The organism is Alkalibacterium subtropicum (assembly GCF_900112455.1).
In the GTDB taxonomy this organism is placed as follows: Bacteria; Bacillota; Bacilli; order Lactobacillales; family Carnobacteriaceae_A; genus Alkalibacterium; species Alkalibacterium subtropicum.
On the sequence record NZ_FOLT01000001.1, the window covers coordinates 1 to 25,728 of the forward strand.

General features: G+C 42.2%; 21 protein-coding genes, 6 tRNA genes and 1 riboswitch. All 27 genes read left to right on the top strand.

Translation table 11 applies throughout. The features are described 5' to 3' along the window. Positions 1-75, top strand: a tRNA-Ile gene (locus BM049_RS00005). Between the two features lie 26 nt (positions 76-101). Beyond that, positions 102-190, top strand: a tRNA-Ser gene (locus tag BM049_RS00010). Positions 191-207: 17 nt separating this feature from the next. Next, a tRNA-Glu gene (locus BM049_RS00015) sits at positions 208-279 on the top strand. A gap of 36 nt (positions 280-315) precedes the next feature. Further along, positions 316-405: transfer RNA gene (locus tag BM049_RS00020), tRNA-Ser, on the top strand. An 84-nt stretch (positions 406-489) separates the two neighbouring features. Beyond that, positions 490-562 (top strand) — tRNA-Asp (locus BM049_RS00025). A 21-nt stretch (positions 563-583) separates the two neighbouring features. Further along, positions 584-656 (top strand) — tRNA-Phe (locus tag BM049_RS00030). 703 nt (positions 657-1,359) lie between these two features. Continuing rightward, positions 1,360-1,440, top strand: a riboswitch (SMK box riboswitch). Next, on the top strand, positions 1,438-2,625 hold the full coding sequence (gene metK, locus BM049_RS00035; protein WP_091527653.1) for a methionine adenosyltransferase: 1,188 nt from the start codon (positions 1,438-1,440) through the stop codon (positions 2,623-2,625). (Overlaps the previous riboswitch by 3 nt.) A gap of 91 nt (positions 2,626-2,716) precedes the next feature. Beyond that, a complete protein-coding gene (yfmF, locus tag BM049_RS00040; RefSeq protein ID WP_091527655.1) occupies positions 2,717-3,973 on the top strand; it encodes an EF-P 5-aminopentanol modification-associated protein YfmF in 1,257 nt (418 codons plus the stop codon). Positions 3,974-3,978: 5 nt separating this feature from the next. Continuing rightward, on the top strand, positions 3,979-5,265 hold the full coding sequence (gene yfmH / locus BM049_RS00045; protein WP_245751817.1) for an EF-P 5-aminopentanol modification-associated protein YfmH: 1,287 nt from the start codon (positions 3,979-3,981) through the stop codon (positions 5,263-5,265). Positions 5,266-5,493: 228 nt separating this feature from the next. Continuing rightward, positions 5,494-6,405, top strand: coding sequence for a RodZ domain-containing protein (locus BM049_RS00050; protein WP_091527658.1), 912 nt, complete (start codon positions 5,494-5,496; stop codon positions 6,403-6,405). A gap of 69 nt (positions 6,406-6,474) precedes the next feature. After that, positions 6,475-7,062: a CDP-diacylglycerol--glycerol-3-phosphate 3-phosphatidyltransferase gene (gene pgsA, locus BM049_RS00055; RefSeq protein WP_091527660.1), complete on the top strand. Its 588-nt coding sequence runs from the start codon at positions 6,475-6,477 to the stop codon at positions 7,060-7,062. 148 nt (positions 7,063-7,210) lie between these two features. Next, a complete protein-coding gene (locus BM049_RS00060) occupies positions 7,211-8,467 on the top strand; it encodes a competence/damage-inducible protein A (protein ID WP_091527662.1) in 1,257 nt (418 codons plus the stop codon). A gap of 134 nt (positions 8,468-8,601) precedes the next feature. Beyond that, complete coding sequence (gene recA / locus BM049_RS00065) at positions 8,602-9,645, top strand: recombinase RecA (RefSeq protein ID WP_091527663.1); 1,044 nt, start codon at positions 8,602-8,604, stop codon at positions 9,643-9,645. A 297-nt stretch (positions 9,646-9,942) separates the two neighbouring features. Further along, positions 9,943-11,499: a ribonuclease Y gene (gene rny / locus BM049_RS00070; protein ID WP_425426027.1), complete on the top strand. Its 1,557-nt coding sequence runs from the start codon at positions 9,943-9,945 to the stop codon at positions 11,497-11,499. Between the two features lie 262 nt (positions 11,500-11,761). Further along, a complete protein-coding gene (locus BM049_RS00075; RefSeq protein WP_091528213.1) occupies positions 11,762-12,568 on the top strand; it encodes a TIGR00282 family metallophosphoesterase in 807 nt (268 codons plus the stop codon). A gap of 23 nt (positions 12,569-12,591) precedes the next feature. Beyond that, positions 12,592-15,189, top strand: coding sequence for a DNA mismatch repair protein MutS (mutS, locus tag BM049_RS00080; protein WP_091527666.1), 2,598 nt, complete (start codon positions 12,592-12,594; stop codon positions 15,187-15,189). Between the two features lie 19 nt (positions 15,190-15,208). Further along, a complete protein-coding gene (gene mutL / locus BM049_RS00085; RefSeq protein WP_091527668.1) occupies positions 15,209-17,140 on the top strand; it encodes a DNA mismatch repair endonuclease MutL in 1,932 nt (643 codons plus the stop codon). Positions 17,141-17,262: 122 nt separating this feature from the next. Then, entirely contained in the window at positions 17,263-17,862 is a 600-nt protein-coding gene (locus BM049_RS00090) for a DUF937 domain-containing protein (RefSeq protein ID WP_177188536.1), read from the top strand. Between the two features lie 8 nt (positions 17,863-17,870). After that, positions 17,871-18,308 carry a peptide-methionine (R)-S-oxide reductase MsrB gene (gene msrB, locus BM049_RS00095; RefSeq protein ID WP_177188550.1) on the top strand — a complete coding sequence of 146 codons (438 nt, stop codon included), beginning with the start codon at positions 17,871-17,873 and terminating at the stop codon, positions 18,306-18,308. 113 nt (positions 18,309-18,421) lie between these two features. After that, positions 18,422-19,030 (top strand): Holliday junction branch migration protein RuvA, encoded by a 609-nt coding sequence (gene ruvA, locus BM049_RS00100; RefSeq protein ID WP_091527673.1) that lies wholly within the window; start codon positions 18,422-18,424, stop codon positions 19,028-19,030. A 31-nt stretch (positions 19,031-19,061) separates the two neighbouring features. Continuing rightward, complete coding sequence (ruvB, locus tag BM049_RS00105) at positions 19,062-20,075, top strand: Holliday junction branch migration DNA helicase RuvB (RefSeq protein WP_091527674.1); 1,014 nt, start codon at positions 19,062-19,064, stop codon at positions 20,073-20,075. Between the two features lie 29 nt (positions 20,076-20,104). Then, the gene (gene queA, locus BM049_RS00110; protein WP_342741346.1) at positions 20,105-21,154 is read left to right on the top strand and encodes a tRNA preQ1(34) S-adenosylmethionine ribosyltransferase-isomerase QueA; all 1,050 of its coding nucleotides are present in this window, start codon (positions 20,105-20,107) and stop codon (positions 21,152-21,154) included. A 12-nt stretch (positions 21,155-21,166) separates the two neighbouring features. Beyond that, positions 21,167-22,312 (top strand): tRNA guanosine(34) transglycosylase Tgt, encoded by a 1,146-nt coding sequence (gene tgt, locus BM049_RS00115; RefSeq protein ID WP_091527677.1) that lies wholly within the window; start codon positions 21,167-21,169, stop codon positions 22,310-22,312. A 134-nt stretch (positions 22,313-22,446) separates the two neighbouring features. Continuing rightward, the gene (gene yajC, locus BM049_RS00120; protein WP_091527679.1) at positions 22,447-22,776 is read left to right on the top strand and encodes a preprotein translocase subunit YajC; all 330 of its coding nucleotides are present in this window, start codon (positions 22,447-22,449) and stop codon (positions 22,774-22,776) included. Positions 22,777-22,835: 59 nt separating this feature from the next. Next, on the top strand, positions 22,836-23,111 hold the full coding sequence (locus tag BM049_RS00125; RefSeq protein WP_091528214.1) for a post-transcriptional regulator: 276 nt from the start codon (positions 22,836-22,838) through the stop codon (positions 23,109-23,111). A gap of 146 nt (positions 23,112-23,257) precedes the next feature. After that, positions 23,258-24,406, top strand: a complete 1,149-nt coding sequence (gene dinB / locus BM049_RS00130) for a DNA polymerase IV (protein ID WP_091527681.1) — start codon at positions 23,258-23,260, stop codon at positions 24,404-24,406. Continuing rightward, positions 24,403-25,707 carry a DRTGG domain-containing protein gene (locus tag BM049_RS00135; protein WP_091527682.1) on the top strand — a complete coding sequence of 435 codons (1,305 nt, stop codon included), beginning with the start codon at positions 24,403-24,405 and terminating at the stop codon, positions 25,705-25,707. The genes dinB and BM049_RS00135 overlap by 4 nt, the downstream gene beginning before the upstream one ends. The last annotated feature ends 21 nt before the right edge of the window (positions 25,708-25,728 follow it).

Below are 25,728 nucleotides of genomic sequence, written 5' to 3' on the forward strand. Positions count from 1 at the left end.
GGGCCTATAGCTCAGTCCGGTTAGAGCGCACGCCTGATAAGCGTGAGGTCGGTGGTTCGAGTCCACTTAGGCCCATTTATATCAATTATTATTATTGGTATGGGGAAGTACTCAAGTGGCTGAAGAGGCGCCCCTGCTAAGGGTGTAGGTCGGTTTAGCCGGCGCGAGGGTTCAAATCCCTCCTTCTCCGTTTTTTTATATTAGCAAGGCCCCTTGGTCAAGCGGTTAAGACACCGCCCTTTCACGGCGGTAACACGGGTTCGAATCCCGTAGGGGTCATGATACAGCACAGAATGTGTTGTTTAGTAGTATAACGGAGGATTACCCAAGTCCGGCTTAAGGGAACGGTCTTGAAAACCGTCAGGCGTGTCAAAGCGCGCGTGGGTTCGAATCCCACATCCTCCTTTATCATGGTTGTTGCTTCTTCTGAAGATTACAAACATGATACACTTGGACGTTAGTCCACAGTGTTACTTTTAAGCATTTCAAGGTCCCGTAGTGTAGCGGTTATCACGCCTGCCTGTCACGCAGGAGATCGCGGGTTCGATTCCCGTCGGGACCGTTAGTTATGAATAAACCTATTGGCGCAGTAGCTCAGTTGGTAGAGCAACGGATTGAAGCTCCGTGTGTCGGCAGTTCGACTCTGTCCTGCGCCATCATACAAAAACGACGACAGTAACTGGCAACTAGCCACTTACTGTCGTCGTTTTTTGCATTTTAAGGATTGCTTTTTCGTTTTAGGTAGCGTTTAGAGATTGCTGTGATTAGGCAAACTGTTGTTATAACTGAAGCTATACTTAAAGTTACTGATAACGATAAATAACGAACCTGAAGATAATAGGATAATAGGTTGAAGATGATCACTGTAACGTATGAGTACAGGAAAGTATAAAGTTGCTGTAGCTTCATTGAATTGAAAATTGTTTTTGTCTGGATAAAGAATGTCAGAATAAGGAAGATAGGCAAGATAAAGAAAGAAAAACTTATACTGAGATAAAGTAAAATGACTAAATGGATCAATATAATGACCGCTGTTACTTTTTTAGATCGATGATAATCATCTGAGTGCTTTAGCCAGACTTGTGTAGACGTATAGATCAGCAAAACAACAAAAGGCAGCAACACAATATTAGTTTGAAGGTATGCAAAAAGAGCACCTACACTTGTTGAGGTTAGTGGATAGAGTTTGTCGAATGCGGTTGAGGTTTTGTATCGAGTCATGTGGTCACTACTTCCAATAGAACTTGTTTTAACTGTTGCCTTATTTTACCATATTTTTCAGTTAAATAATAAGGCGTTTGAATAACAAATCTTATCTAAATTTCAATGAATATTGGCGTATAATATGTTAAAATGGTAGAGGTTTACAATGAATTCCCGATAGGACGGCCACAACCGGTCGGAAGCCTTGTAACCGCAAATTAAGGGGGAATAATAATGACAGAAAAAAGACTATTTACTTCTGAATCAGTTACTGAAGGACATCCAGACAAAATAGCAGACCAAATCAGTGATGCTATTTTAGATGAGATCTTGATTAAGGATCCGGAAGCTCGAGTCGCTTGTGAAACGATAGTGACGACAGGCCTTGTGCTGATAGCGGGAGAAATCCGGACAGAAACTTATGTAGACATGCAGAAAGTTGCCAGAGACACGATTAGAGAAATCGGTTATACGCGTGCTAAATATGGCTTTGATGCGGATACGTGTGCGGTACTCGTTTCAATTGATGATCAGTCTCCTGACATTGCAGTGGGTGTCGATGATTCTGTGGAGTACAAATCTAAAGTGCATGATGAATTGGATAAAATTGGAGCCGGAGATCAGGGTCTGATGTTTGGCTATGCAACAAATGAAACTGAAGAGCTGATGCCTTTACCTATCTCTTTAAGTCATAAATTAACCAAACAGCTTGCCACAGTCAGAAAAACGAAGGAATTGAAGTATCTCAGGCCTGATGGTAAAGCACAAGTGACCGTAGAGTATGATGAAGACGATAAACCCTTACGTGTAGATGCTATTGTCATCAGTACACAGCATCATCCAGATATCACTTATGATCGTCTTAAAGAAGACATTTTAGAAAAAGTGATTAGACCCGTTATTCCTGGAGATTACCTTGACGAAAATACGAAATATTATATCAATCCAACCGGTCGATTTGTGATTGGCGGTCCTCAGGGTGATGCTGGCTTGACTGGGAGAAAAATCATCGTGGATACTTATGGGGGATATGCTCGTCATGGCGGTGGAGCATTCTCCGGGAAAGACGCTACGAAAGTCGATCGCTCTGCAAGTTATGCTGCAAGGTATATCGCCAAGAATATTGTTGCTGCAGATCTGGCAGATAAAGTCGAAGTGCAGTTGGCTTATGCAATCGGTGTTGCTCAACCAGTATCGATTTCCATCGATACTTTTGAAACAGGTAAGGTTACCAATAGGGTACTGATCAATGCTGTACGAGATATATTTGATTTAAGGCCAGCCGGAATCATCCAGATGCTTGACCTGAAACGTCCTATTTACAGACAGACGGCTGCTTACGGTCATTTTGGCAGAACTGACATTGCACTTCCATGGGAAGAGACAGATAAAGTAGATGAACTGATCCGCTTCGTAAAATAATACTACTGAAAAATACGGGATTTCATAAGAAATCTCGTTTTTTTTTAGCACTATAGCTCGAATTAGGACCAGATCGTCAACGGAGGAAAAAATGATAAAATTGCAACAAGGGATAGTCTTGCATATTTTGCCTACATCGAAATTCAAGACTATATCGATTCAGCTTCGGTTCAGAGCACCCCTTCAAGCTGATATAATAACTAAACGAACGCTTTTAGCCAATATGCTGGAAGTTAACAGTAAATATTATCCTACGCAGATAGATTTCAGGAAAAAATTAAGCGAGTTGTATGGAGCAACTTTCTTCACTGATGTTGCTAGATATGGCAATTATCATGTTTTGTCTCTGAACGTGGATTGTGTAGATGAGAAAATCATTCAGAAGAATGGCATTTTTAAAGAAGTCATGACATTTATACACCAGGCAATATTTGTGCCGAATGTCTGTCATGGAAAATTTCATGAGGCAACTTTCGCTAGAGAAGTGGAAAACTTACGAGATGATTATTTATCGCGGTACGATGATAAAGCAGTATATGCGGATGATAAATTAAATGCCTTGTATTTTGACTTACCTGAGCATCAAATGCTGAGCTACGGTCAAATCTCTGATTTAAATGATACCACCTCATCAGAAACTTATGAGACGTATCTAAGAATGATCAAGGAAGATCAGATCGATATTTTTATCGTCGGGAATGTGACTGAAGAAGAAGTCATTCTATTCATGCAGTCTTTTGATTTTTCTCCGAGAGTACCTTTGAGACGTGACCCTTTTTACCTTAGAGATAACTCTTCAAAAATCAGAGAAGAAACAGAAAGACAGGAAATCAATCAGACCATACTGACTATGGGGTTCACGACTCCGGTATATTATCATGGTAACTATTATTATGCAGGTTTAGTATTCAATGGCTTGTTTGGTGGGATGACTCATTCAAAACTTTTTCAGACTGTAAGAGAAGAAGAAAATATCGCCTATGCTATATCAAGTGACATCGATGCTTTTAGAGGCCTGTTATCTGTGGAAGCGGGTATCGACTACAAGGATATAAAAAAAACACAGTCACTTATAATACAGAAGCTGCAAGAGATCCAAGAGGGTCACTTTACAGATGATGAGCTATTTCAGACAAAAGAGCTGTTGAAGAGTGAACTGCATCAAATCGATGATTCTCCCCATGCAATGATCGAGAATCGTTACAGTTTATCTTTGATTGAACAGAACGACTTGACTATCGATGACTGGATCGAAAGGATTGACGGTGTGAAAAGAGAAGAAGTCGCTCTTTTGGCACAACTGATAAATCTTAAAGCGATATTTAAGTTAATTGGAGAGAACAACTAGTGGATATGAAGACATATAAAGAATTAAATGAAGTGATTTATAGTGATAGATTAAAAAACGGTTTGACTGTCAAAATGATACCGAAAAAGGGGTATCATAGTGTTTATGCCGTGTTGTTCACTGAATTCGGGTCTATCGATCATGAATTTATACCAAGAGGAGAAAAAAAGTATCAAACGTTTCCTTACGGTGTTGCGCATTTTCTGGAACATAAACTTTTTGAGACAAGAGCAGGAGATATCTCACAAGTTTTCTCAGCTCAAGGCGCTTCGATCAATGCCTATACGAGTAATACGAAGACCGTTTTTCTGTGTTCATTCACAAAAAACAAAAGACAAAATATAGAAACACTGCTGGATTTTGTGCAAGAGCCTTTTTTCAGTGATCAGTCAGTAGAAGATGAAAAAAGTATAATATCCCAGGAGATTCTGATGTATAAAGATGATCCTGACTGGATTCTGACCCAGGGACTGATCGAAAATCTCTACCCTGATCATCCGGTCCGCATTGATGTGGCAGGGACATCTGAAAGTGTTGAATCCATAACCTTAGACATGCTGAATAAGAATTATCTGACATTTTATCATCCGGATAATCTGCAGATGGTTTTGGTCGGAAACATTGACCCTGTAGAAACGCTTCAATGGATCAAGCATAATCAGGGAAAGAAGTTTTATCCAAAGCCTATGAAGATAGAACGTATGATAAATACAAAGTCTGGCAAACCCGTCACAAAATCCAGAAACATCACTGTTTCCGTAAATCTTGCTAAGGTATCAGTTGGTGTAAAAGGTCACTGCTTTGAATTAGGTGAGAAAGAGGCTTTCCGTCATATTCTCTGCATGGAGATTCTTCTTGATCTGCTCTTTGGTGAAACGTCAGCAAATTATTTATCCTTATATGATAAAAATCTGATCGATGATAGTTTCAGTTATGATTATATTTTTGAAAGAGGATTTGATTATGTCAGTATAGGCGGAGATTCCAGGCTGCCGAAAGAACTGGCAGAAACCATCCAAACTATTCTTCTGAACAGCTCTCAAAATCCCGATATGACGCCAGCTCATTTTTCATTAGTAAAGAAAAAAATGATTGGAGAGTCCATTCAAAGTCTGAATTCTCTCGGATATATTGCCCAAGAATTTGTTGATCAGCCTTTTTCTGAGCTTACTATTTTTGACTATCTATCCGTCTTAAAGAGCATTAGCTTTGAAGAACTGCAGCACGTTGCCAAGGATTTTTTTAGAGCGGATCAGATGTCTGTGTTCACTGTTGATCCAAAGAGGCAATGATGTGCATGCATAGGGTAGAATGAAGATTCACTCATCTGCGAACAATTATAAAATAATGTAAAACAAATTTAAAAAACGTTTAATCTTAATCCTTTGGATACTCTATACTCGCTTAATCTCGTATGGTATACTTTGAGGGATGGGATCCAACTAAAGGGATCTTTTTATCGATATTTTTTCTCAATCAAATTATTTCGTTAAAGTATTAGGCTAGGTAGGTGAAATCGATTGAACGAAATAGGAGATAGACTTAAAGAAGCAAGAAAAGCTAAAGGCTATACGCTTGATGATCTACAACAAAAAACTAAAATTCAAAAACGTTATTTAATTGCGGTCGAAGAAGGAAACCTTGAGGTGTTGCCAGGTAATTTTTATGCCCGCGCCTTTATAAAACAGTATGCTGACTCTGTCGGTTTAAATGGTGAAGATCTGATTAAAGAACACATGGATGCATTACCTCAAACAAGTAACAGCAGCTATTCAAAAAGTGTGCATAAGGCTCAGACACGATCAAAAACAAAAAACAGTGGATTTTTTGCTACTTTAAAAGACAGTCTTCCTACACTGCTCATCATTCTGCTGGTTATAGCCATTATATTTGCTATATACTTGGCAATAACAACGGGTGATGATTCTGATCTTGACTCTTTTATCAATGAAGATCAACCGTCTACAATTATAGAAGTCGATGATAACGAAGAAGCAGTCAGCGATCAGGATGAAGCAGCTGATGATCAAGAAACGGCTGAAGAACAGACGGATGATACAGAAACCGCTGACGAAGAAGAATCAGTAGAAGATGTTGCAGAAAATCAGGAACAGGTGCTGACTGAAGTGAGCAGTACAGAAACTGCAACAACATATACTGTTTCCGGCCCCCGTCCATCTGAACAGACGATCGTTTTAACGGCAGAAGGTGGCCAGTCCTGGTCAAGTATCACTATCGATGGCGATACGGCTCAAGGTCTCATCGAAGATGGAGAAACATTGTCCGGTCCTGTAGATGAGAATGTATCCTCGATTTATATCGTGGTCGGTAATGCTCCAGTGACCACTATCGAGTTGAACGGACAGGAAGTCCCTTATAATACATCAGACGCCGAAGCCGTCAGACAAGAAGTGACCATTGAATTTGAATAATCATTATATTTAGACCAGTGTTTAACGTTTGACCACTGGTCTATTTTTTAGGAATCAGGAGGTTTACCCGTGAATTTACCCAATAAAATAACACTTTTTCGTATTTTTTTAATTCCGATCTTTATACTTATTCTGGTTTTGCCCTTTGAATGGGGAACACTTGAAATATTGTCCTCGACCATAGAGATCGATCTGTTGGTTGCAGCTGTCGTATTTTCTGTCGCAAGCTTCACTGACTGGCTGGATGGCTACTTAGCAAGAAAGATGAACATTGTTTCAAATTTCGGCAAGTTTGCAGACCCTCTAGCAGATAAAATGCTGGTCATGACTGCGCTGGTCTTTTTAATCGAACTATCTTTAGCGCCTGCCTGGATCGTAGCGATCATTGTTTCCCGGGAACTGGCAGTGACCGGTCTCCGTCTGCTGCTGGTGGAACAGGGCGGACAGGTCATGGCGGCCGGATGGCCTGGCAAAATCAAAACGAACACACAGATGCTGGCTATCATCTTTCTGTTCTTGGATGATTTTCCGTTCGCTTTTACAGGTATTCCTGTCGGGATCTTATTATTATATATCTGCCTGTTTTTCACAATTTATTCCGGAGTTTTATATTTCTACGAGGGACGTTTTGTCTTTAAAGGCACCTTCTCAAAATAATACCCACAAGCAAAAAAACTCAAAAAGTTTAAACTTTTTGAGTTTTTTTGTTTGTGATAGTTTATAGCATCTAATAATTTGAGCATATGCTAAAATAAAAAGTGAGAAATTATTTAATTGGACAATAGTTATATTAGGAGGAATCACAGTGCGAGCTGAAATCATTTCAATTGGAACGGAACTTTTACTTGGCCAGGTTGTGAATTCGAATGCTGCCTTTATCTCGCGGGAACTGGCTGCATTAGGAATAGAAGTTTATCATCATGTTACCGTTGGGGATAACGCTGATCGTCTGACTGAGGCGGTGCAGGCAGCAGAAAAACGAGCGGATCTCATTGTTCTGTCAGGAGGACTCGGTCCAACGGAAGATGATATAACAAAACAGACGATCGCCAAATATCTGAATGTGGATCTCCTCCTGCACGAAGAAACGGAAGATAGAATCATAACATATCACAAGAATTCTGATTTTGAAATGCCGGAAAACAATCAGCTGCAGGCACTGATACTGGCTGAGTCCATACCTTTAAAAAATGATACTGGGCTTGCCGTTGGGATGATATTAGAGCGTGAAGACCATCAGTATGTTCTGCTGCCGGGCCCTCCAGATGAACTTCATCCAATGGTGGAAAATCATTTAAAAGACGAATTGATCAAACGCCTTCTGGATGAACAGGTTCTTGTTTCACGTGTCTTGCGTTTTTTCGGTATAACAGAAGCTCAGTTAGCTAAAAAAATCGAACCCATCGTTAAAGCACAGACCAATCCTACAGTAGCTGTTTATGCAAATGAAGGGGAAATAACTGTGAGGATCACTGCACGGGCCAAAACAGAAGAAGAGGGCAACCGTTGTATTGATGAAATCGAATCCCTGATATTGGAACCTTTAACGGATTACTTTTTTGGATACGGGGAAAAACGATTAGCAGAAGCCGTCAGAGACTTACTGATAGAGCAGGGGTTGACTATTACTGCTGCAGAAAGCCTCACTGGAGGAGCATTTTTGAGCTCTATTACAGCGGATGTATCAGCTGGGTCGGTATTTGAGGGAGGGATAGTTACTTATAGTACAGAAAAAAAACAGAAAGTTCTAAATATATCAGCAGAAACAATTGAAAACTTTGGAGTGGTGAGCCCGGAATGTGCCATAGAGATGGCTGAAAATTCACGGAAAATGTTTAAAGCGGATATCGGTGTAGGGTTAACGGGAGTAGCCGGTCCGGGATCTTTAGAAGACCAGATACCCGGTACAGTCTATATTGGGCTGTCATATAAGGAAGACCCGCCATTTGCCAAGCGTTTCCACTTCGGCTATAAGCGTAATAAAAACCGCCAACTGGCTGTTTTGAATGCTCATGACATGGTAAGACGTTTAATCTTGGGAAAACCGGTAAAAAACGACTAAATTATGACGAAAATCAGTAAAGCGAATAAATGTTCGAAAAACACTTGATTTTTTTTGCACTGAAGCTTAAAATATAGAGAGTAAAGAACAAGAAAATCTCGTATTAGATAGTGATAATCGTAGGAGGAAAATAAATGGCAGACGATCGCGCAAAAGCGTTAGAAACAGCACTGAAAAAAATTGAAAAAGCTTACGGTAAAGGCTCAATAATGAAAATGGGCGAAAAAGTAGATACTCAAGTAAAAACTGTTCCGAGTGGTTCTTTAGCACTGGATGTGGCTCTTGGCATAGGTGGCTATCCTAGAGGAAGAATAATCGAAGTATACGGTCCCGAGAGTTCCGGTAAGACCACTGTATCGCTTCACGCTATCGCATCTGTTCAGGCTAATGGCGGTATTGCTGCCTTTATCGATGCGGAACATGCTTTAGACCCTAAATATGCAAGAGCTTTAGGTGTAAATGTGGATGAACTCCTTTTATCTCAACCGGACACCGGTGAACAAGCTCTGGAGATCGCCGACGCACTTGTTTCCAGTGGTGCAGTGGATATTGTCGTAATCGACTCGGTAGCAGCATTGGTACCGAGAGCAGAGATCGATGGTGAAATGGGAGATACCCACATCGGCCTGCAGGCTCGTTTAATGTCCCAAGCATTACGTAAATTGTCCGGTTCCATCAATAAAACTAAGACGATTGCATTATTTATCAATCAGATCCGTGAAAAAGTAGGGGTCATGTTCGGTAATCCGGAAACAACTCCCGGTGGACGTGCCTTGAAATTCTATTCTTCCGTACGATTAGAAGTCAGACGAGGAGAATCCATTAAATCCGGATCAGATATGACTGGGAATCGCACCAAACTAAAAGTAGTGAAAAACAAAGTGGCGCCACCATTTAAAACAGCTATGGTAGACATCATGTATGGTGAAGGAATCTCCCAAATCGGAGAGATCGTTGACATGGGTGCCGATGCAGACATTATAACTAAAGCAGGCGCCTGGTATTCCTACGGCGATGAAAGAATCGGACAGGGAAGAGAAAACGCCAAGCAGTATCTGAAGGATCATCCTGATTTAAGAATCGAGATCGAAAAACAAGTTAGAACTGCCTACGGTATCGGTGATGAACTTCCTGTCGAAGAAAAAACGGAAGACGCTGAAGTACTTGAATTAGACTGATATATCATATCCTGGATTGGATTTCGATGCTCACTTGCCAGTGAGATAGGAGTTCAATCCTTTTTTTGGAAAACCTCTTACTATCGACCCTCACAAGGAAATATTAAGCCCTTAACAAAATCTATGTTGACAGAAGAACGAAAGAACTATAAAATTAGAATAGTATGTTGCTTTAATTATTAAAGCAAACGTCATCGTGTACTACAAATTAAATATGATATTATCAGTTAATGAGATATCTGATTATTTTTTATTGCATGAAAAACTAAATAATGATACGGAGGTGATGAGATGGAGATAATACCTTTACTAGCCACCGCTATCGTTACTTTAATTATTGGTTTAGTCGCAGGATCTTATTTTACGAAACAAAGTTTTGAAAAAAGATTAGCTAATTCTAAACAAACAGCTGAAGACATTATTGAAGACGCAAATAAAGAAGCTGAAACTTTGAAAAAAGAAGCGTTGCTGGAGGCAAAGGAAGAGATCCATTCTTATCGAACAGAAGTAGAGTGGGAGCTAAAGGAACGCCGATCTGAAGTGTCTCGACAAGAAAATCGTATTGCGCAGCGTGAAGACAATATGGAGCGCAAAGAGACGACTATAGATAAAAGAGAAAGTTCATTGCAAAGCAGAGAAGATAAATTGTCTGCTCGTCAGAAAAAAGTGGAAGAGCTGGAACAAGCTGCAAAAGATTTGTTAGAAGAACAGAACGAAAAACTTCTATCCATTGCAGGTTTATCAGAAGAAGAGGCAAAATCTGTCGTGCTCAAACAAGCAGAACAAGAGTTAACTCGTGATATGGCCATCATGGTGAAACGTTATGAGGATCAGGCAAAAGTTGAAGCTGAAAAAAAAGCGAAAAACATTGTCACTCAAGCGATTCAACGCTGTGCTGCTGATCAGGTCACCGAGTCGACTGTTAGTGTCATCAATCTGCCGAATGATGATATGAAAGGACGTATTATCGGACGCGAAGGACGTAATATAAGGACGCTTGAAAGTCTGACTGGTATGGACCTGATTATCGATGATACACCTGAGGCTGTCGTTCTAAGCGGATATGATCCGATTAGACGCGAAGTGGCTAAGATGGCGTTAGAGAAATTGATTTCTGACGGGCGTATCCATCCAGGTAGAATTGAAGAAGCTGTAGAAAAATCACGAAAAGAAATGGACGAACGCATCAGAGAAATCGGGGAAGAAGCCATGTTTGAGCTTGGCATCCACTCGATTCACCCTGATTTAATGAAAATTATCGGACGTTTGCACTTTAGAACAAGTTATGGTCAAAATGTATTGAATCATTCAATCGAGGTCGCAAAACTTGCTGGTGTAATGGCTGCTGAGCTAGGCGAAGATGTTCAACTGGCAAAACGTGCCGGCTTGCTTCACGATATAGGTAAGGCACTAGATAGTGAAGTAGAAGGTTCACATGTTGAGATCGGCGCACAAATAGCAATGAAATATCAGGAAAATGAAACAGTTATCAATGCGATTGCATCTCACCACGGTGATGTTGATGCAACTTCAGTCATTGCTGTCTTAGTCGAGTCGGCAGATTCTATTTCTGCTGCCAGACCGGGCGCAAGAAGTGAATCCTTGGAGCATTATTTACAACGACTTGAAAATCTAGAGCGAATCTCTAACAGCTTTAAAGGTGTTAAAGAAAGTTATGCGATTCAGGCTGGACGAGAAGTTAGGATCATCGTTAAACCAGATGAATTGGATGACAGCATGGCATCCAAGTTAGCTAGAGATGTACGTAAACAAATCGAAGATGATATGGACTATCCTGGACATATTAAAGTAACGGTTATACGCGAAACTAGAGCAGTTGAATATGCTAAATAAAAGTTAATTTTATAAGGTCAGTCAATGAAGGTCTACTTCTTGACTGATCTTTTTTACTGGGCTGAATGTCCAGCAACCTTTTTAGAATGTCGGACGTATAGATAAAGTGATTCTTGAGGGAACGATCATCAACAAACGAAGTCCGCCAATATGTTTTCAGCAAAAAAACGGGACTAAATGTATCAGGAGACTTCAGTCTGTTTTGATTTTAGGGGTTCAAAACTGGTAAAATGAATAAAGTGAAGAGAAATGAGGAATGATGATGAAACTGCTGTTTATTGGAGATATTGTGGGATCATTAGGAAGAGAAAAGTTAAGTGAATGGCTCCCGAAATTAAAGGATAAATACAAACCGCAGGTAACTATAGCAAACGGCGAGAACGCGGCAGACGGACGAGGAATAACTGAAAAAATCTACAAAGAGATCCTGACGTCAGGTGTCGATCTCGTAACAATGGGCAATCATACTTGGGATAAGAGAGAGATTTTTGACTTTATCGATGCGGCAAAGAAAATGATCAGACCGGCTAATTACCCGGAAACTGCAAATGTACCGGGAAAAGGCATTGCCTATATTAAAATCAACCAGCTGGAACTGGCCGTGATCAATCTGCACGGACGGTCTTTTATGGGAGACTATGAAGATCCTTTCCGCGTGGGAGAAGCCCTTGTGGCAGAAGCTGCCAAACGGACGAATCATATTTTTATCGACTTCCATGCAGAAGCAACGAGTGAAAAAGAAGCTATGGGATGGTTCATGGACGGGAAAGTATCTGCTGTTGTCGGGACGCATACGCATGTGCAGACCAACGATTCACGCATCCTGCCAGGCGGAACAGCCTATCAGACGGATGTCGGCATGACGGGCTTTTATGACGGGATCCTGGGTATGAAGAAAGAACCGATCTTACATAAGTTCACAACTCAGATGCCTCAGAGGTTCGAAGTTCCTGATAAAGGGAGAAGCAGACTGAACGCCTGTCTTGTTGACATAGACGACAAAACAGGCAAAGCGAATAAAATCAAGCCTATTCGAATCGACGATGACATGTCATTATTTGAATTATAGAAATCAATGAGAGAGTGATAGAAGTGCCTCAAAAAACAAAACAGACACCTATGATGCAGCAATATTTAGAAATAAAGCAGCAATATCCGCATGCTTTTTTATTTTACCGTTTAGGTGATTTTTATGAATTATTTTTTGAAGATGCTGTCCAAGTTTCCCGTTTACTGGAGCTGACTTTGACGAGCCGCAACAAAAATGCAGAAGAACAAATACCGATGTGTGGTGTCCCCCATCATTCAGCTAAAGGTTATATCGATACACTGATAGATATGGGTCACAAAGTAGCTATCTGTGAACAAGTTGAAGATCCTAAGACGACCAAAGGTATGGTTAAGCGGGAAGTTGTACAGGTCGTGACGCCGGGAACGGTCATGCAGTCTAAAACGGTCGATGCCAAAGAGAACAATTATATTGCGGCGGTCATGGAACTGGATAAGAAGATAGGGATCGCGCTGGCTGATCTGACTACAGGCGAGATGAAAGTCACGCAGGTAAAAGACACCGATGCGGCAATCAGCGAACTCGCCTCTCTCAACTGTAGAGAAGTCATCTTTCTTCCCGGAAACTTTCTGGAGATGCAGGAATCACTGAAAAACAGATGGAACATGTCCATTTCTCATGCTTCAGAAGAAATCGGCGAACACAGTCTGAATCATCTCACATTCAGCTTTGAAAACTCCCAGATGAAACCAGTGATTGATTTACTGCTCTCTTATTTGTCCGAAACGCAGATGCGACGCCTCGATCATCTTCAGAAAATTGAAGAATATAAAACCAGCCAGTATCTGATTTTCGGTCAAGAGGCAAGAAGAAACCTGGAATTATCCACCTCTTTGAGAGATGGGAGCAAAAAAGGGACTCTCCTGTGGCTGCTTGATGAAACGAAAACAGCCATGGGGGGACGCATGCTGAAGTCCTGGCTGGATAAACCTTTGATACAGAAAGACAAGATCGAAGAGAGAATGGATTATGTCGAAAGCCTGCTCAATCATTTCTTCGAAAGAAGTGATTTGAAAGAGATACTGAAAAAAGTCTATGATCTGGAACGGCTGGCTGGCCGGACTGCTTTCGGGACAGTTAATGCACGTGACCTTGTTCAACTGAAGCATTCGCTCGAACAGATCCCTTTCATCAGAGAAATCGTGGAACTCTTGAATGACGAAGACGAGTGGACAGGTTACCTGGACCAGTTGGATCCCATTCAAGATGTAAAAGATCTGATCGAACAGGCAATCGAAAACGAACCGCCCTTGTCTACAACGGACGGTGAGATAATAAAAAAAGGCTACCACCAGCAGCTTGACGAATATAAAGAAGCTATGACCAACGGGAAACAGTGGATGGCAGAACTGGAACAGAGAGAGCGTGCGGCTACAGGTATCAAAAATCTGAAGATCGGCTTCAATAAGGTTTTTGGCTACTATATCGAAGTCTCCAAAGCCAATGTTTCTAAGCTGGAAGAAGGACGTTATGAACGCAAGCAGACGCTGACGAATGCCGAGCGTTACAGTACACCTGAACTGAAAGATAAAGAATCGCTGATACTGGAAGCGGAAGAGAAGTCCAAGAATCTGGAGTATGAGTTGTTCGTGGATGTCCGAAACCAGGTAAAGGAACAGATCGACCGGCTGCAGCAGTTAGCTAAAATCATCGCTCAAATCGATGTCCTGCAGAGTTTTGCCACTGTGAGTGAAGAATACAACTACGTTCGTCCGTTATTCACGTTGGACAGCCAGGATGTAGCGATCTATAAAGGCAGACATCCCGTCGTGGAGAAAGTTATGGGTGAACAGGCTTACGTGCCTAATGATGTGGAACTTATCGATGAGACAGCCGTCCTTCTGATAACCGGACCGAATATGTCAGGTAAGAGCACGTATATGCGTCAGCTTGCTTTAACGATAATCATGGCACAAATGGGATGTTTTGTACCTGCCGAGAAAGCACAGCTGCCGATTTTTGACCGCTTGTACACGCGTATTGGTGCTATGGATGACTTGATAGGCGGACAGAGTACCTTCATGGTCGAAATGACGGAAACAAATCAGGCACTGGCTAACGCTACACCTAAAAGTCTGCTTCTGTTCGATGAAATCGGACGAGGAACAGCAACCTACGATGGCATGGCCCTAGCTGAAGCGATTATTGAATATGTGCATGATAAAATCAAAGCCAAGACGCTATTCTCTACGCACTATCATGAACTGACTGTTTTGGACGAACGTCTGCCTAAGCTGAAGAACATGCATGTGGGAGCGGTAGAAGAAGAAGGGGACCTGGTTTTCCTTCACCAAATGCTGCCTGGACCGGCCGACAAAAGCTACGGGGTACAGGTCGCCAAACTTGCAGGCTTGCCGCACCCTTTACTAAAGAGGGCTGAGAGCATTTTAAAGGGTCTGGAAATGAAAGAAGACCACTTATTTGAAGAGGAAAACAGTTCGCAGACTGTTCAGGAACAGTCACCGGCATCGTCTCAGGAACAGCTGAATTTATTTGAAGCACTTGATACAAATGAAAAGGCAGTGATCGAACAGCTTGAAAAAATGAATATCCTGGCAACCACACCGCTGGATGCCATTCAGATTTTAAGTGAGCTGCAGCAGAAATTAAAGGATAATTAATGAAAGTTGGTTAAGCAAAATGACAACTAAAATTAAAGTCATGTCTTCGACCCTGGCTAATCAGATCGCAGCCGGTGAAGTGATTGAGCGACCGGCTTCAGTCGTTAAAGAACTTATGGAAAATGCGATCGATGCGGGCAGTACACGCATTGAAGTGTTCGTTGAAGAAGCGGGTCTCAAAAGCATTCAGGTCATTGATGACGGGGAAGGCATTCCTAGAGAAGAAGTGATGTCTGCTTTTGAACGTCATGCGACTTCTAAACTGCTCTCAGACGAAGATCTGTTCAGGATACGCACGCTGGGTTTTAGAGGCGAAGCCCTTCCGAGTATAGCCTCTGTTTCCAAAATCACCGTCGAATCTGCTGAAGAAGGCAAAGTCGGGAAGCAACTCATTCTACACGGTGGGGAGATCATCGATCAGCGGACATCTTCTTCCAGACAGGGCGTCAATATTAAAGTGGAAGAGCTTTTTTATAATACCCCTGCCAGACTAAAATATGTCAAAACCCTTCAAACAGAACTGGCGCACATCAATGATACAGTGAACCGACTGGCTCTTTCTCATCCGGGAATCGCATTCAGGCTGGTTTCAGACGGCAATACCATGATCAAGACGGTCGGTAACGGTGATCAGAAACAGGCTATCGCGGGTGTTTATGGTGTGAATATCGCTAAAAAAATGCGGGAAATCAAAGAGTCTTCTTTTGATTTCGAGATCTCCGGGTACGTGTCTCTGCCTGAAATCACCCGGTCAAACAATAAATATATCACAGTGATCATCAATGGAAGATACATCAAAAACTTTGTCCTGAACAAAGCCATTGTCGACGGTTTTGGTTCAAAGTTGATGATCGGTCGCTACCCTATCGCTGTAATCAATATCACCCTTGATCCGCAGTTATTGGATGTCAATGTGCATCCGACGAAGCAGCAGATCCGGATCAGTAATGAGAAGGAACTGGGTCAGCTGATCAGTTCGGCTATAGAGAAACGGATGAACAAGGAAGTGAGAATACCGAATGCGCTTGACAACTTGAGTCAGCGAAAGAAGCGTTCAGCGTCCTTGCCTAAAGATGAACAAACGCGTCTTGCGTTTGAACAGGGGAGCAATAGAAATACTTCACAGGAATCAGCAGCTGATACTGACAGTTCCATTCCTGAAGGTCTTAAAACAGAAGAGACAGATTCGAATCGGACTCCGTTCGGCGACTATGTAGATGAATCATTTTCTCCTAACTATGAGAGTAAAATCCTCCCCAGTCAGCAGGACCACAGCCCCCTTGTCGATAAAGGGGATGGCCATGAAGAGCCGGTACTCAAGACATTAGAGAAAATAGGCAGAGCTACAGAACAGTCCAAACAGTTTCCTGACTTAGAATATATAGGTCAAATGCACGGAACGTATTTATTTGCCCAAAACGAGGAAGGCCTATATATCATTGATCAGCATGCCGCCCAGGAACGGATCAAGTACGAGTATTATAGGGATACGATCGATCAGACCGGGACAGAACTGCAGGAACTGCTTATACCGATAGTTATAGAATATCCTTCCAATGAAGCAATCACTATCAAGGATAATAAAGATAAGCTGGCAGAAGCGTCGGTTTATCTTGAAGACTTTGGTCAGAACAGTTTTATCATCCGGCATCACCCTACGTGGATGCCGGCTGGACAGGTAGAAGATACGATCAAGGAAATGATCGACTTTTTCCTGGAAAAAGCGACGCTGACTGTAAATAGATTTCGTGAAGCGACAGCCATCATGATGAGTTGTAAACGTTCGATCAAAGCCAATCATTATTTGTCAGATGAGGAAGCTAGAGAGCTGTTGACCCAGCTCAAATACACTAAGAACCCGTATAATTGCCCTCACGGTAGACCGGTAACGGTAAATTTCACAACGAATGACATGGAAAAAATGTTTAAACGCATTCAGGATCCTCATTGATTAGAGGATCCTTTTTTTTGCAGGCTAAGCTAACTAAAGTGCATATAATTGCTATTCCGCCCTCTATCCACTTACAATTACAATAGAGTATGAGGTTAATTACTGGAAAGAGGGATGCAGAAATGGATATCGTATCAATGATCATGAACCAGTTGGGAAACCAAGACCGTTTGAGTTCAGTAGCAAAGAGAGCAAACACAGACACATCGACCGTCCAGAAAATAGCTCAGATCGGTCTGCCTATGATCATGGATGGGTTGAATAAACGAACATCTGAAGACGCAAAAGCTTCAGAAGAACTTGCTAGTACTGCGTCAAGGCATGCCGATGATGACACAGACGATCTGAATCACTTACTTGAAAACACAGATAAGAGTGAAGGAAACCATTTGCTGGACATGGCCTTCGGGTCCAGCGAAACGGAAGTGGAAAAGCGGGTGGCGCAAAAAACCGGGACAGATTCGTCTACAGTCAAATCGATTTTATCTATGCTGGCCCCAGTGGCTCTAAGTATGGTTGCCAAACACAGTTCAAACAGCCAGTCACTTACTGGATCAGGGGTATCACAACTGCTTGACGGATTGACAAACAGTGTAAAACAGCAGTCATCCGGTTCAGGTTATGGAGAAATGTTGTCTTCCGTGCTTGGAGATTCATCTGACAGTCAAAACAACACAGTCAATAAAGCGAAAGATGCTTTAGGCGATCTATTTAACAAGTAAGGAGGGGTATCATGAAGCAATCAAAAGAACAGTTAAAAGAAAAACTCACGCCGATCCAATATGAAGTGACCCAGAATAATGCAACAGAAAGACCGGGAACTGGTGAATATGATGAATTTTTCGAAGAGGGTATTTATGTAGATGTGGTCAGCGGCGAACCGCTGTTCTCTTCCAAGGACAAATATGATGCCGGCTGCGGATGGCCGTCGTTTACAAAACCTATAGAAAAACGAACAGTGAAAGAAAAAAGGGACAGGACCTTCGGCATGGAAAGAACGGAAGTCAGAAGCAGAGAAGCTGATTCTCACTTGGGACATGTCTTTACAGACGGACCAAAAGATAAAGGTGGGCTTCGTTACTGCATCAATTCAGCAGCGATGAGATTCATCCCGAAATCCGAATTGAAAGAAAAAGGATATGAAGCCTATCTAGCTGAATTCGAATAAATGGACACAAATCAAGAGATAAATAGAAACATCTGTTCAGAGAGTTGTTTAATGAACAGGTGTTTTTATGTTATAATAGTGTGGATTGACACTAAGTGGAATGAGGAAATTATATGTACGAATACATAAAAGGCATAATCAAACATATTTATCCGGGCTATGTGGTTTTGGAAGCTAATAGTATCGGCTATAAAATACTGATGGCCAATCCTTTCCGTTATTCAGAAAAATTGCATAACGAGGAAACACTCTATATTTATCATGATGTTAAGCAGGATGCGATGAACCTGTTTGGCTTTGTCTCGCTGCAGGAAAAGAACTTGTTTCTGAAACTGATCAACGTTTCAGGTATCGGACCGAAGTCTGCTTTGGCTATCCTGGCCAACGAGGATCATAACGGTTTCGTCCAGGCCATTGAAGATGAAAATAAAACGTATTTAACTAAATTCCCCGGGGTGGGCAAGAAAACAGCGGCTCAAATCGTTCTGGATCTAAAAGGGAAGCTCTCTGAATTCGACACATCAGAATCTCAAAATCACGCCGCCGACACTTCATCAGACGATTCAGGCAACACTGCTTTTGAAGAAGCCATGGAAGCTTTACTTGTTCTGGGATATACCAGCCGAGATGTAAAAAAGGTACGCAAGCAGATAGACACACAGTCAGATCTTACGACAGATGCGTACATAAGAGAAGCATTAAGCAAACTGATGAAAAAGTAAATTTATCCTACTCGCGTAAAAGGAGAAAGATATGAAAGATAACCAGCCAATCACTTCTGATCAGCTTTTAAATGAGGATGAATTTTCTCTTGAGCGGACACTCAGACCCCAGTCCCTGGCGGATTACCTTGGTCAAAAAAAAATAAAAAAGGAATTAGCCATTTATATTGAAGCGGCCAGACAGCGGGAAGAAGCGCTGGACCATGTCCTTCTGTACGGACCGCCAGGGTTGGGTAAAACAACTATGGCTATGGTCATTGCGAATGAGATGGGTGCGGATATAAGAACAACAAGCGGTCCGGCTATAGAGAAGCCTGGAGACTTAGTTGCGTTACTCAACGATCTGGAACCGGGCGGAATCCTTTTCATAGATGAGATACACCGTATGCCGCGTATTGCAGAAGAGATGTTGTACTCTGCAATGGAGGATTTTTATGTTGACATTATTATCGGTCAGGGTGATACAGCTCATCCAGTCCATTTTCCCCTGCCTCCATTTACTCTGATCGGGGCCACGACGCGGGCTGGCTCTTTGTCTGCGCCTTTAAGGGACCGGTTTGGTATCCTTGCTCATATGGAGTATTATCACAAAGATGAATTAAAAGATATCGTCCTGCGGTCGGCCAACGTCATCCAGACAGAGGTGGATTTAAACGGTGCGTATGAAATCGCACGTCGGTCCAGGGGCACACCGCGTATCGCCAACCGGTTGTTAAAGAGGGTTCGTGATTACGCCGAAGTCAAGGGCGAAGGGATCGTAACTGAACCTATCGCTGCTTTGGCTCTTGATCTTTTGCGGGTGGATCATGAAGGCCTCGATATCGTGGATCAGAAATTCTTATCCACCCTGATCAAGCTTTATAATGGAGGTCCAGTTGGATTGAATACTTTATCGGCCAATATTGGTGAAGAGGTGGATACCATTGAAGATATGGTCGAACCTTATTTACTTCAGGAAGGATTTATTCAACGGACCTCAAGAGGACGTATGGCGACACCTAAAGCATATGAACACCTTGAATTAACCCATCTGATAACTGATTAATTTTATGATAAAGGAGAAACAGTATGAACTTGTCAACAAAAGATTTCGATTTTCAATTACCCGAAGAGCTGATTGCTCAGACACCTTTGGAGAACCGCTCATCATCAAGAATGATGGTGTTAACTACTGAAACAGAGCAAATAGAGGACAAGCAGTTCGAAGATATCATAGATGAACTGCACCCAGGGGATGCCTTGGTCATGAACAACACACGCGTGCTGCCGGCCCGTCTGTATGGCACAAAAGAAGAAACCAACGCCCATGTCGAAGTACTGTTACTCAAAAACACTGAAGGCGACACATGGGAGACACTGATGAAACCGGCTAAGAAAGCCAAGAAGGGTACGGTCATTTCTTTCGGTGACGGGAGACTTAAAGCAACCGTTGTTGAAGAACTGGAACATGGCGGACGCATGGTGGAGTTTTCTTATGAAGGGATTTTTCTGGAAACCCTGGAATCTTTAGGTGAAATGCCGCTGCCGCCGTACATCAAAGAGCGCCTGGAAAACCAGGAACGTTATCAGACAGTCTATGCCAAAGAAAACGGCTCGGCTGCAGCACCAACTGCCGGTTTACACTTTACAGAAGAAATACTGGATAAAATCAAAGCTAAAGGCATTAAGCTCGTCTTTCTGACGCTGCATGTCGGACTGGGGACTTTCCGTCCAGTGAGTGTGGAAAATATCGATGAGCATAAAATGCATGCAGAATTTTATCAGCTATCAGAAGAGGCTGCAGAAGAGTTGAATGAAACAAGAAAGAGCGGTGGACGTATCATCGCTGTTGGAACGACATCTATTCGTACACTGGAGACCATCGGGAAAGCGAACGAGGGTGTCCTGAAAGCAACGAGCGGCTGGACAGATATCTTTATCTCCCCCGGTTATAAATTCAGTGTCGTGGATGCATTCCTGACGAATTTCCATCTGCCTAAATCGACACTGATCATGCTGGTCAGTGCGTTTGCCGGAAGAGAGTTCGTGTTGAAGGCTTATAACCATGCAGTTGAGGAGAAATACAGATTCTTCAGTTTTGGCGATGCCATGTTTGTGAAGAAAAAAGAGTATAAAGAGGATTAGGAGACATTTTAAATGAGTAATCATCCGGTCACATATCAATTAGAAAAAAAAGAAAAACATACGGGGGCGCGTCTGGGAACGATAACGACACCTCACGGTACGTTTGAAACACCCATGTTCATGCCAGTAGGAACACTGGCTACAGTGAAGACTATCGCACCCGAAGAACTGGAAGAAATGGGTGCAGGCATCATCTTAAGCAATACCTATCATTTGTGGCTTCGGCCAGGTGCGGACATCGTGGAAGAAGCCGGCGGCCTGCATAAATTTATGAATTGGGACAAAGGTATTCTGACTGATTCTGGCGGCTTCCAGGTTTTCTCACTTTCAGACCTGCGTGATATTAAAGAAGAAGGTGTTCATTTCAGAAGCCACTTGGACGGGTCTAAGCTTTTTCTGTCACCGGAAAAAGCCATAAATGTACAGAATCAGCTGGGTCCGGATATCATGATGAGTTTTGATGAATGTCCGCCTTATGATGAGAGTTATGATTACGTGAAAAAATCTGTGGAACGGACTTCGAGATGGGCGGAGAGAGGACTTGAAGCGCATAAGAACCCTGATACCCAGGGGCTGTTCGGTATCGTCCAGGGTGCAGGATTTGAAGATTTGAGAAGACAGTCAGCTAAAGATCTAACGAGTATGGATTTTGCGGGCTATTCGATCGGTGGACTGTCTGTTGGAGAACCAAAATCTGAAATGTATCGGGTATTGGATTTTACCACTCCGCTGCTGCCTGAAAACAAACCACGCTATCTCATGGGAGTCGGCACGCCCGATGCGCTGATCGAAGGCGTCATGCGAGGTGTAGATATGTTTGACTGTGTCCTGCCTACGCGTATTGCCAGAAATGGGACGACGATGACAAGTCAAGGACGATTAGTCGTTAAGAATGCCGCATATGCCAGAGACTACAGACCACTGGATGAAAAATGTGACTGTTACACTTGTCGCAACTACTCCCGTGCCTATCTGAGACATCTGATCAAGTCCAACGAGACATTTGGTCTAAGACTGACAAGTTATCATAATCTTTACTTCCTGCTCAATTTAATGAAGGATGTTCGTCAGGCGATCCGCGAAGATAATCTGCTTGAGTTTAAAGAACGGTTTTTTGAAGAATACGGGTATAACAAGCCAAATGCGAAAAACTTCTAAAGTTTATTAATTATCCTAGTAATTTATAAAGAAATTTGCTAAGGTAAGTAATGACACGTTAATCATACTGATTAATCTGTACGCAGTTTAAGACTGACGAAAATAAATTCACAAATTAACGGAGGAATGTTTAAATGGAATTAATCGGAGCAATGCTGCCTTTTATAGTTATTATGGGGTTAATGTACGTGCTGATGATCAGACCACAGCAAAAGAAAGCGAAAGAAACGCAAAATATGTTGAGTTCACTTAAAAAAGGTGATTCGATCGTTACTATCGGCGGGCTTCACGGAGTAGTGGACGAGGTCATTGAATCCAACAATACAGTGGTTATAGACTGTGAAGGGATCTACTTGACGTTCGAACGTCGCGCTATTGCAAGAATCGTTACCAAAGCAGAAACGGCAACCCAAACTGAAGAGTTAGGAACAAATACTCCAGAAGAATCAGTTGACGGCGAATAGATCGAGGGATACTTGTTTTACTCCCTTTTCTATGAAGCGAAGGAGGTAAATTCTTGGACATGACATCCAAAGATTTTTCCCGGTATGATGTTTGGTTAAATCAGAAATTAAACGAGTTGAAGCAGCATGGTTACGATCAGATCAGCCTCGAAGACTTATGGGAATACTGCCTTGATTTTATGTGGAAACACAATGGACGTGAGAGATATTATCAGGAAGTCAATGACATCATGTCTATCAATGCCAATGATTTCTTTAACTATGCGTCACTCAAAGCACAAGTATATAATGTATCCTCTCTTGATGAGATGGAATTTGATGATTTATTAAGCTAATAACTAAACAGGAACAAGTAGAGGGCTTTGGACTCTGCTTGTTTTTTCTTATGCAAAACAGCCGTCATCGCTTCACGTCAGAGGTGTTCGTCATTTTATCAAATTTTTAGTATAATACATGTAAGCAGTAAGGGGGAGTGAGGAAAATGCGTTATGGCATTCTGACGTTTGATGAACCGAAAAAAGATACATCAAGAAAAATCATTCATATCGACATGGATGCCTTTTATGCTTCCGTAGAGATAAGGGAGGACCCTTCCTTGAAAAGTAAACCGGTTGTCATTGCCAGACATCCGAGGGATACTGGAGGCCGCGGGGTCGTTACCACGGCCAATTATGAAGCAAGAAAATACGGCATCCACTCTGCGATGAGTGCACAGAAGGCGTTTGAATTATGTCCGAAAGCTTTATTTGTTCCCCCTCACTTTGAACTATATAGAGAAGCATCCAGTAAGATGCATCAAATCTTTCGGCGTTACACAGATAAGATTCAGCCTCTATCCCTGGATGAGGCCTATCTGGATGTCACAACAAATCATATCGATCAGAAAAGCGCGACGCTCATTGCGGAGAGGATCAGAAAAGAAATTCATTCAGAATTGAACTTGACCTGTTCAGCCGGAGTATCCTATAACAAATTTCTGGCCAAACTGGCTTCCGATTACAATAAACCGAATGGTATCACTGTCATTCCACCGGATAAAGCACACGAATTTCTGATTCACCTCCCCATTGAGAAATATCACGGTGTCGGCGAGAAGTCAGTGGAAAAAATGCATGCTGCAGGGATTTTTAATGGCCAGGATCTATTTGATAAAGAAGAACTGGAACTGGTCAAGCACTTTGGTAAAATGGGACATTCGTTGTACAGGAAAGTAAGAGGCATCGATAATAGCGAAGTGAAAAATGACCGTGAACCTAAATCCATTGGCAAAGAATCGACTTTTACCCATAATCTGACCTCTGATAATGAGGTCATTGGAGCCTTAAGAGAGTTGTCAGCCAAAGTGATGAAAAATATGAACAAGAAACAGAAGCATGGAAAGACAGTTGTCCTGAAGATTCGTTATGAGGATTTTCAGACCTATACGAGACGGCGGACTTTTCCTGATTATATAGACAATGAAGAAGAATTGTTCCAGATTGCTGTCTCTATCTGGGAAGAAGAAAGCCTGGATCTAAGTGTCAGGCTCCTGGGTATCACAGTTACGGGCCTGGACTCGGTGGTTTATGAAAATATCCCGCTACCCTTATGGAAATCATATACCGCAGAAAGGAATGCTGAATCAAAATGAAAACAAAACATGAGCAGATCTTAGCGTTTATTGAATCACTGCCGGTCGGAGAAAAGCTGTCTGTCAGGCTGATAGCTAAAGAACTGAATGTCAGTGAAGGCACCGCGTATCGTGCAATCAAGGAAGCGGATAATCTTGGTCTGGTTTCAACGATCGAACGTGTGGGGACTGTTCGTATCGAATCAAAAAACAGCGAGAACATCGAGAATCTGACGTACGAAGAAATCGTGAAAATTATTGACGGCGAGGTCCACGGCGGCTTCCAGGGACTGAAGAAAACACTGGCCAAATTTGTCATTGGAGCTATGACTGAAGAAGCGATGCTCCGGTATATATCTGAGGAATCCCTGATGATCATCGGCAACAGGGACAAAGCTCAGGAACTCTCATTACTTCAAGGGGCAGCCGTTCTGATCACGGGGGGATTTAAACCGAGTGAGAACGTGGTCCAGCTGGCTAATCAAAAAGAACTGCCGCTGATCAGTACCTCTTATGATACCTTTACCGTGGGGACAATGATCAACCGTGCGATGACCGATCAGCTGATAAAAAAGGAAATCCTGAGGGTTCAGAATATCTATACACCGATCGAACGAACGCAGTACCTTGAGAAGGAAAATACAGTCTATACGTATCGTATGCTGAATCAGAAAAGCACACATTCGCGATTTCCAGTTGTGCTGCCGGATATGAGATTGACCGGTATTGTGACTGCAAAAGATGTTGTTGGTCAGGATGATTCTGTACAGATAGAAAAAGTCATGACAAGGAATCCGGCTTATGCTAAAAAAAATATGAGCGTAGCATCTATTGCACATACAATGATATGGGACGGATTAGAGGTCATGCCGGTCGTGGCAGATGATATGACACTGGTGGGGGTCATATCACGCCAGGATATCATGAAAGCCATGCAGTCCGTTCAAAAACAGCCGCAGTCCGGTGATACGATCGCAGATCAAATCAACCAGATGATCAAAGAATCGGATGATGAGAGCTATATTTTTCAAGTGACCCCTCAATCAACGGACAGTATGGGAACAATATCATTCGGTGTTTTGAGTGAAGTCATCACTGAGTCCGTATATAATTACTTATCGCAGCTAAAAAAGAAAAATTTAGTTGTAGAACAGATGAACCTGCATTATTTCAATATGATCCACCTGGGTAATTCGCTGACGATCAAACCGGTCGTATTCGACGAAAACAGGCGTTCAGCAAGGTTAGATGTACACGTTTATTCGGAAAAAGTACTGGCTGCCAAAGCACTGGTCGTCTGTCAGCTGATTCAAAAAAAATAGCATTATGAAGGAGCAGTATTC

Excerpts from the sequence above, each read along its gene's own strand:
- metK (WP_091527653.1), top strand. The coding sequence starts at position 1,438 with ATGACAGAAAAAAGACTATTTACTTCTGAATCAGTTACTGAAGGACAT.
- yfmF (WP_091527655.1), top strand. The coding sequence starts at position 2,717 with ATGATAAAATTGCAACAAGGGATAGTCTTGCATATTTTGCCTACATCG.
- yfmH (WP_245751817.1), top strand. The coding sequence starts at position 3,979 with ATGAAGACATATAAAGAATTAAATGAAGTGATTTATAGTGATAGATTA.
- recA (WP_091527663.1), top strand. The coding sequence starts at position 8,602 with ATGGCAGACGATCGCGCAAAAGCGTTAGAAACAGCACTGAAAAAAATT.
- BM049_RS00075 (WP_091528213.1), top strand. The coding sequence starts at position 11,762 with ATGAAACTGCTGTTTATTGGAGATATTGTGGGATCATTAGGAAGAGAA.
- mutL (WP_091527668.1), top strand. The coding sequence starts at position 15,209 with ATGACAACTAAAATTAAAGTCATGTCTTCGACCCTGGCTAATCAGATC.
- BM049_RS00090 (WP_177188536.1), top strand. The coding sequence starts at position 17,263 with ATGGATATCGTATCAATGATCATGAACCAGTTGGGAAACCAAGACCGT.
- ruvA (WP_091527673.1), top strand. The coding sequence starts at position 18,422 with ATGTACGAATACATAAAAGGCATAATCAAACATATTTATCCGGGCTAT.
- ruvB (WP_091527674.1), top strand. The coding sequence starts at position 19,062 with ATGAAAGATAACCAGCCAATCACTTCTGATCAGCTTTTAAATGAGGAT.
- tgt (WP_091527677.1), top strand. The coding sequence starts at position 21,167 with ATGAGTAATCATCCGGTCACATATCAATTAGAAAAAAAAGAAAAACAT.
- yajC (WP_091527679.1), top strand. The coding sequence starts at position 22,447 with ATGGAATTAATCGGAGCAATGCTGCCTTTTATAGTTATTATGGGGTTA.
- BM049_RS00125 (WP_091528214.1), top strand. The coding sequence starts at position 22,836 with ATGACATCCAAAGATTTTTCCCGGTATGATGTTTGGTTAAATCAGAAA.
- dinB (WP_091527681.1), top strand. The coding sequence starts at position 23,258 with ATGCGTTATGGCATTCTGACGTTTGATGAACCGAAAAAAGATACATCA.
- BM049_RS00135 (WP_091527682.1), top strand. The coding sequence starts at position 24,403 with ATGAAAACAAAACATGAGCAGATCTTAGCGTTTATTGAATCACTGCCG.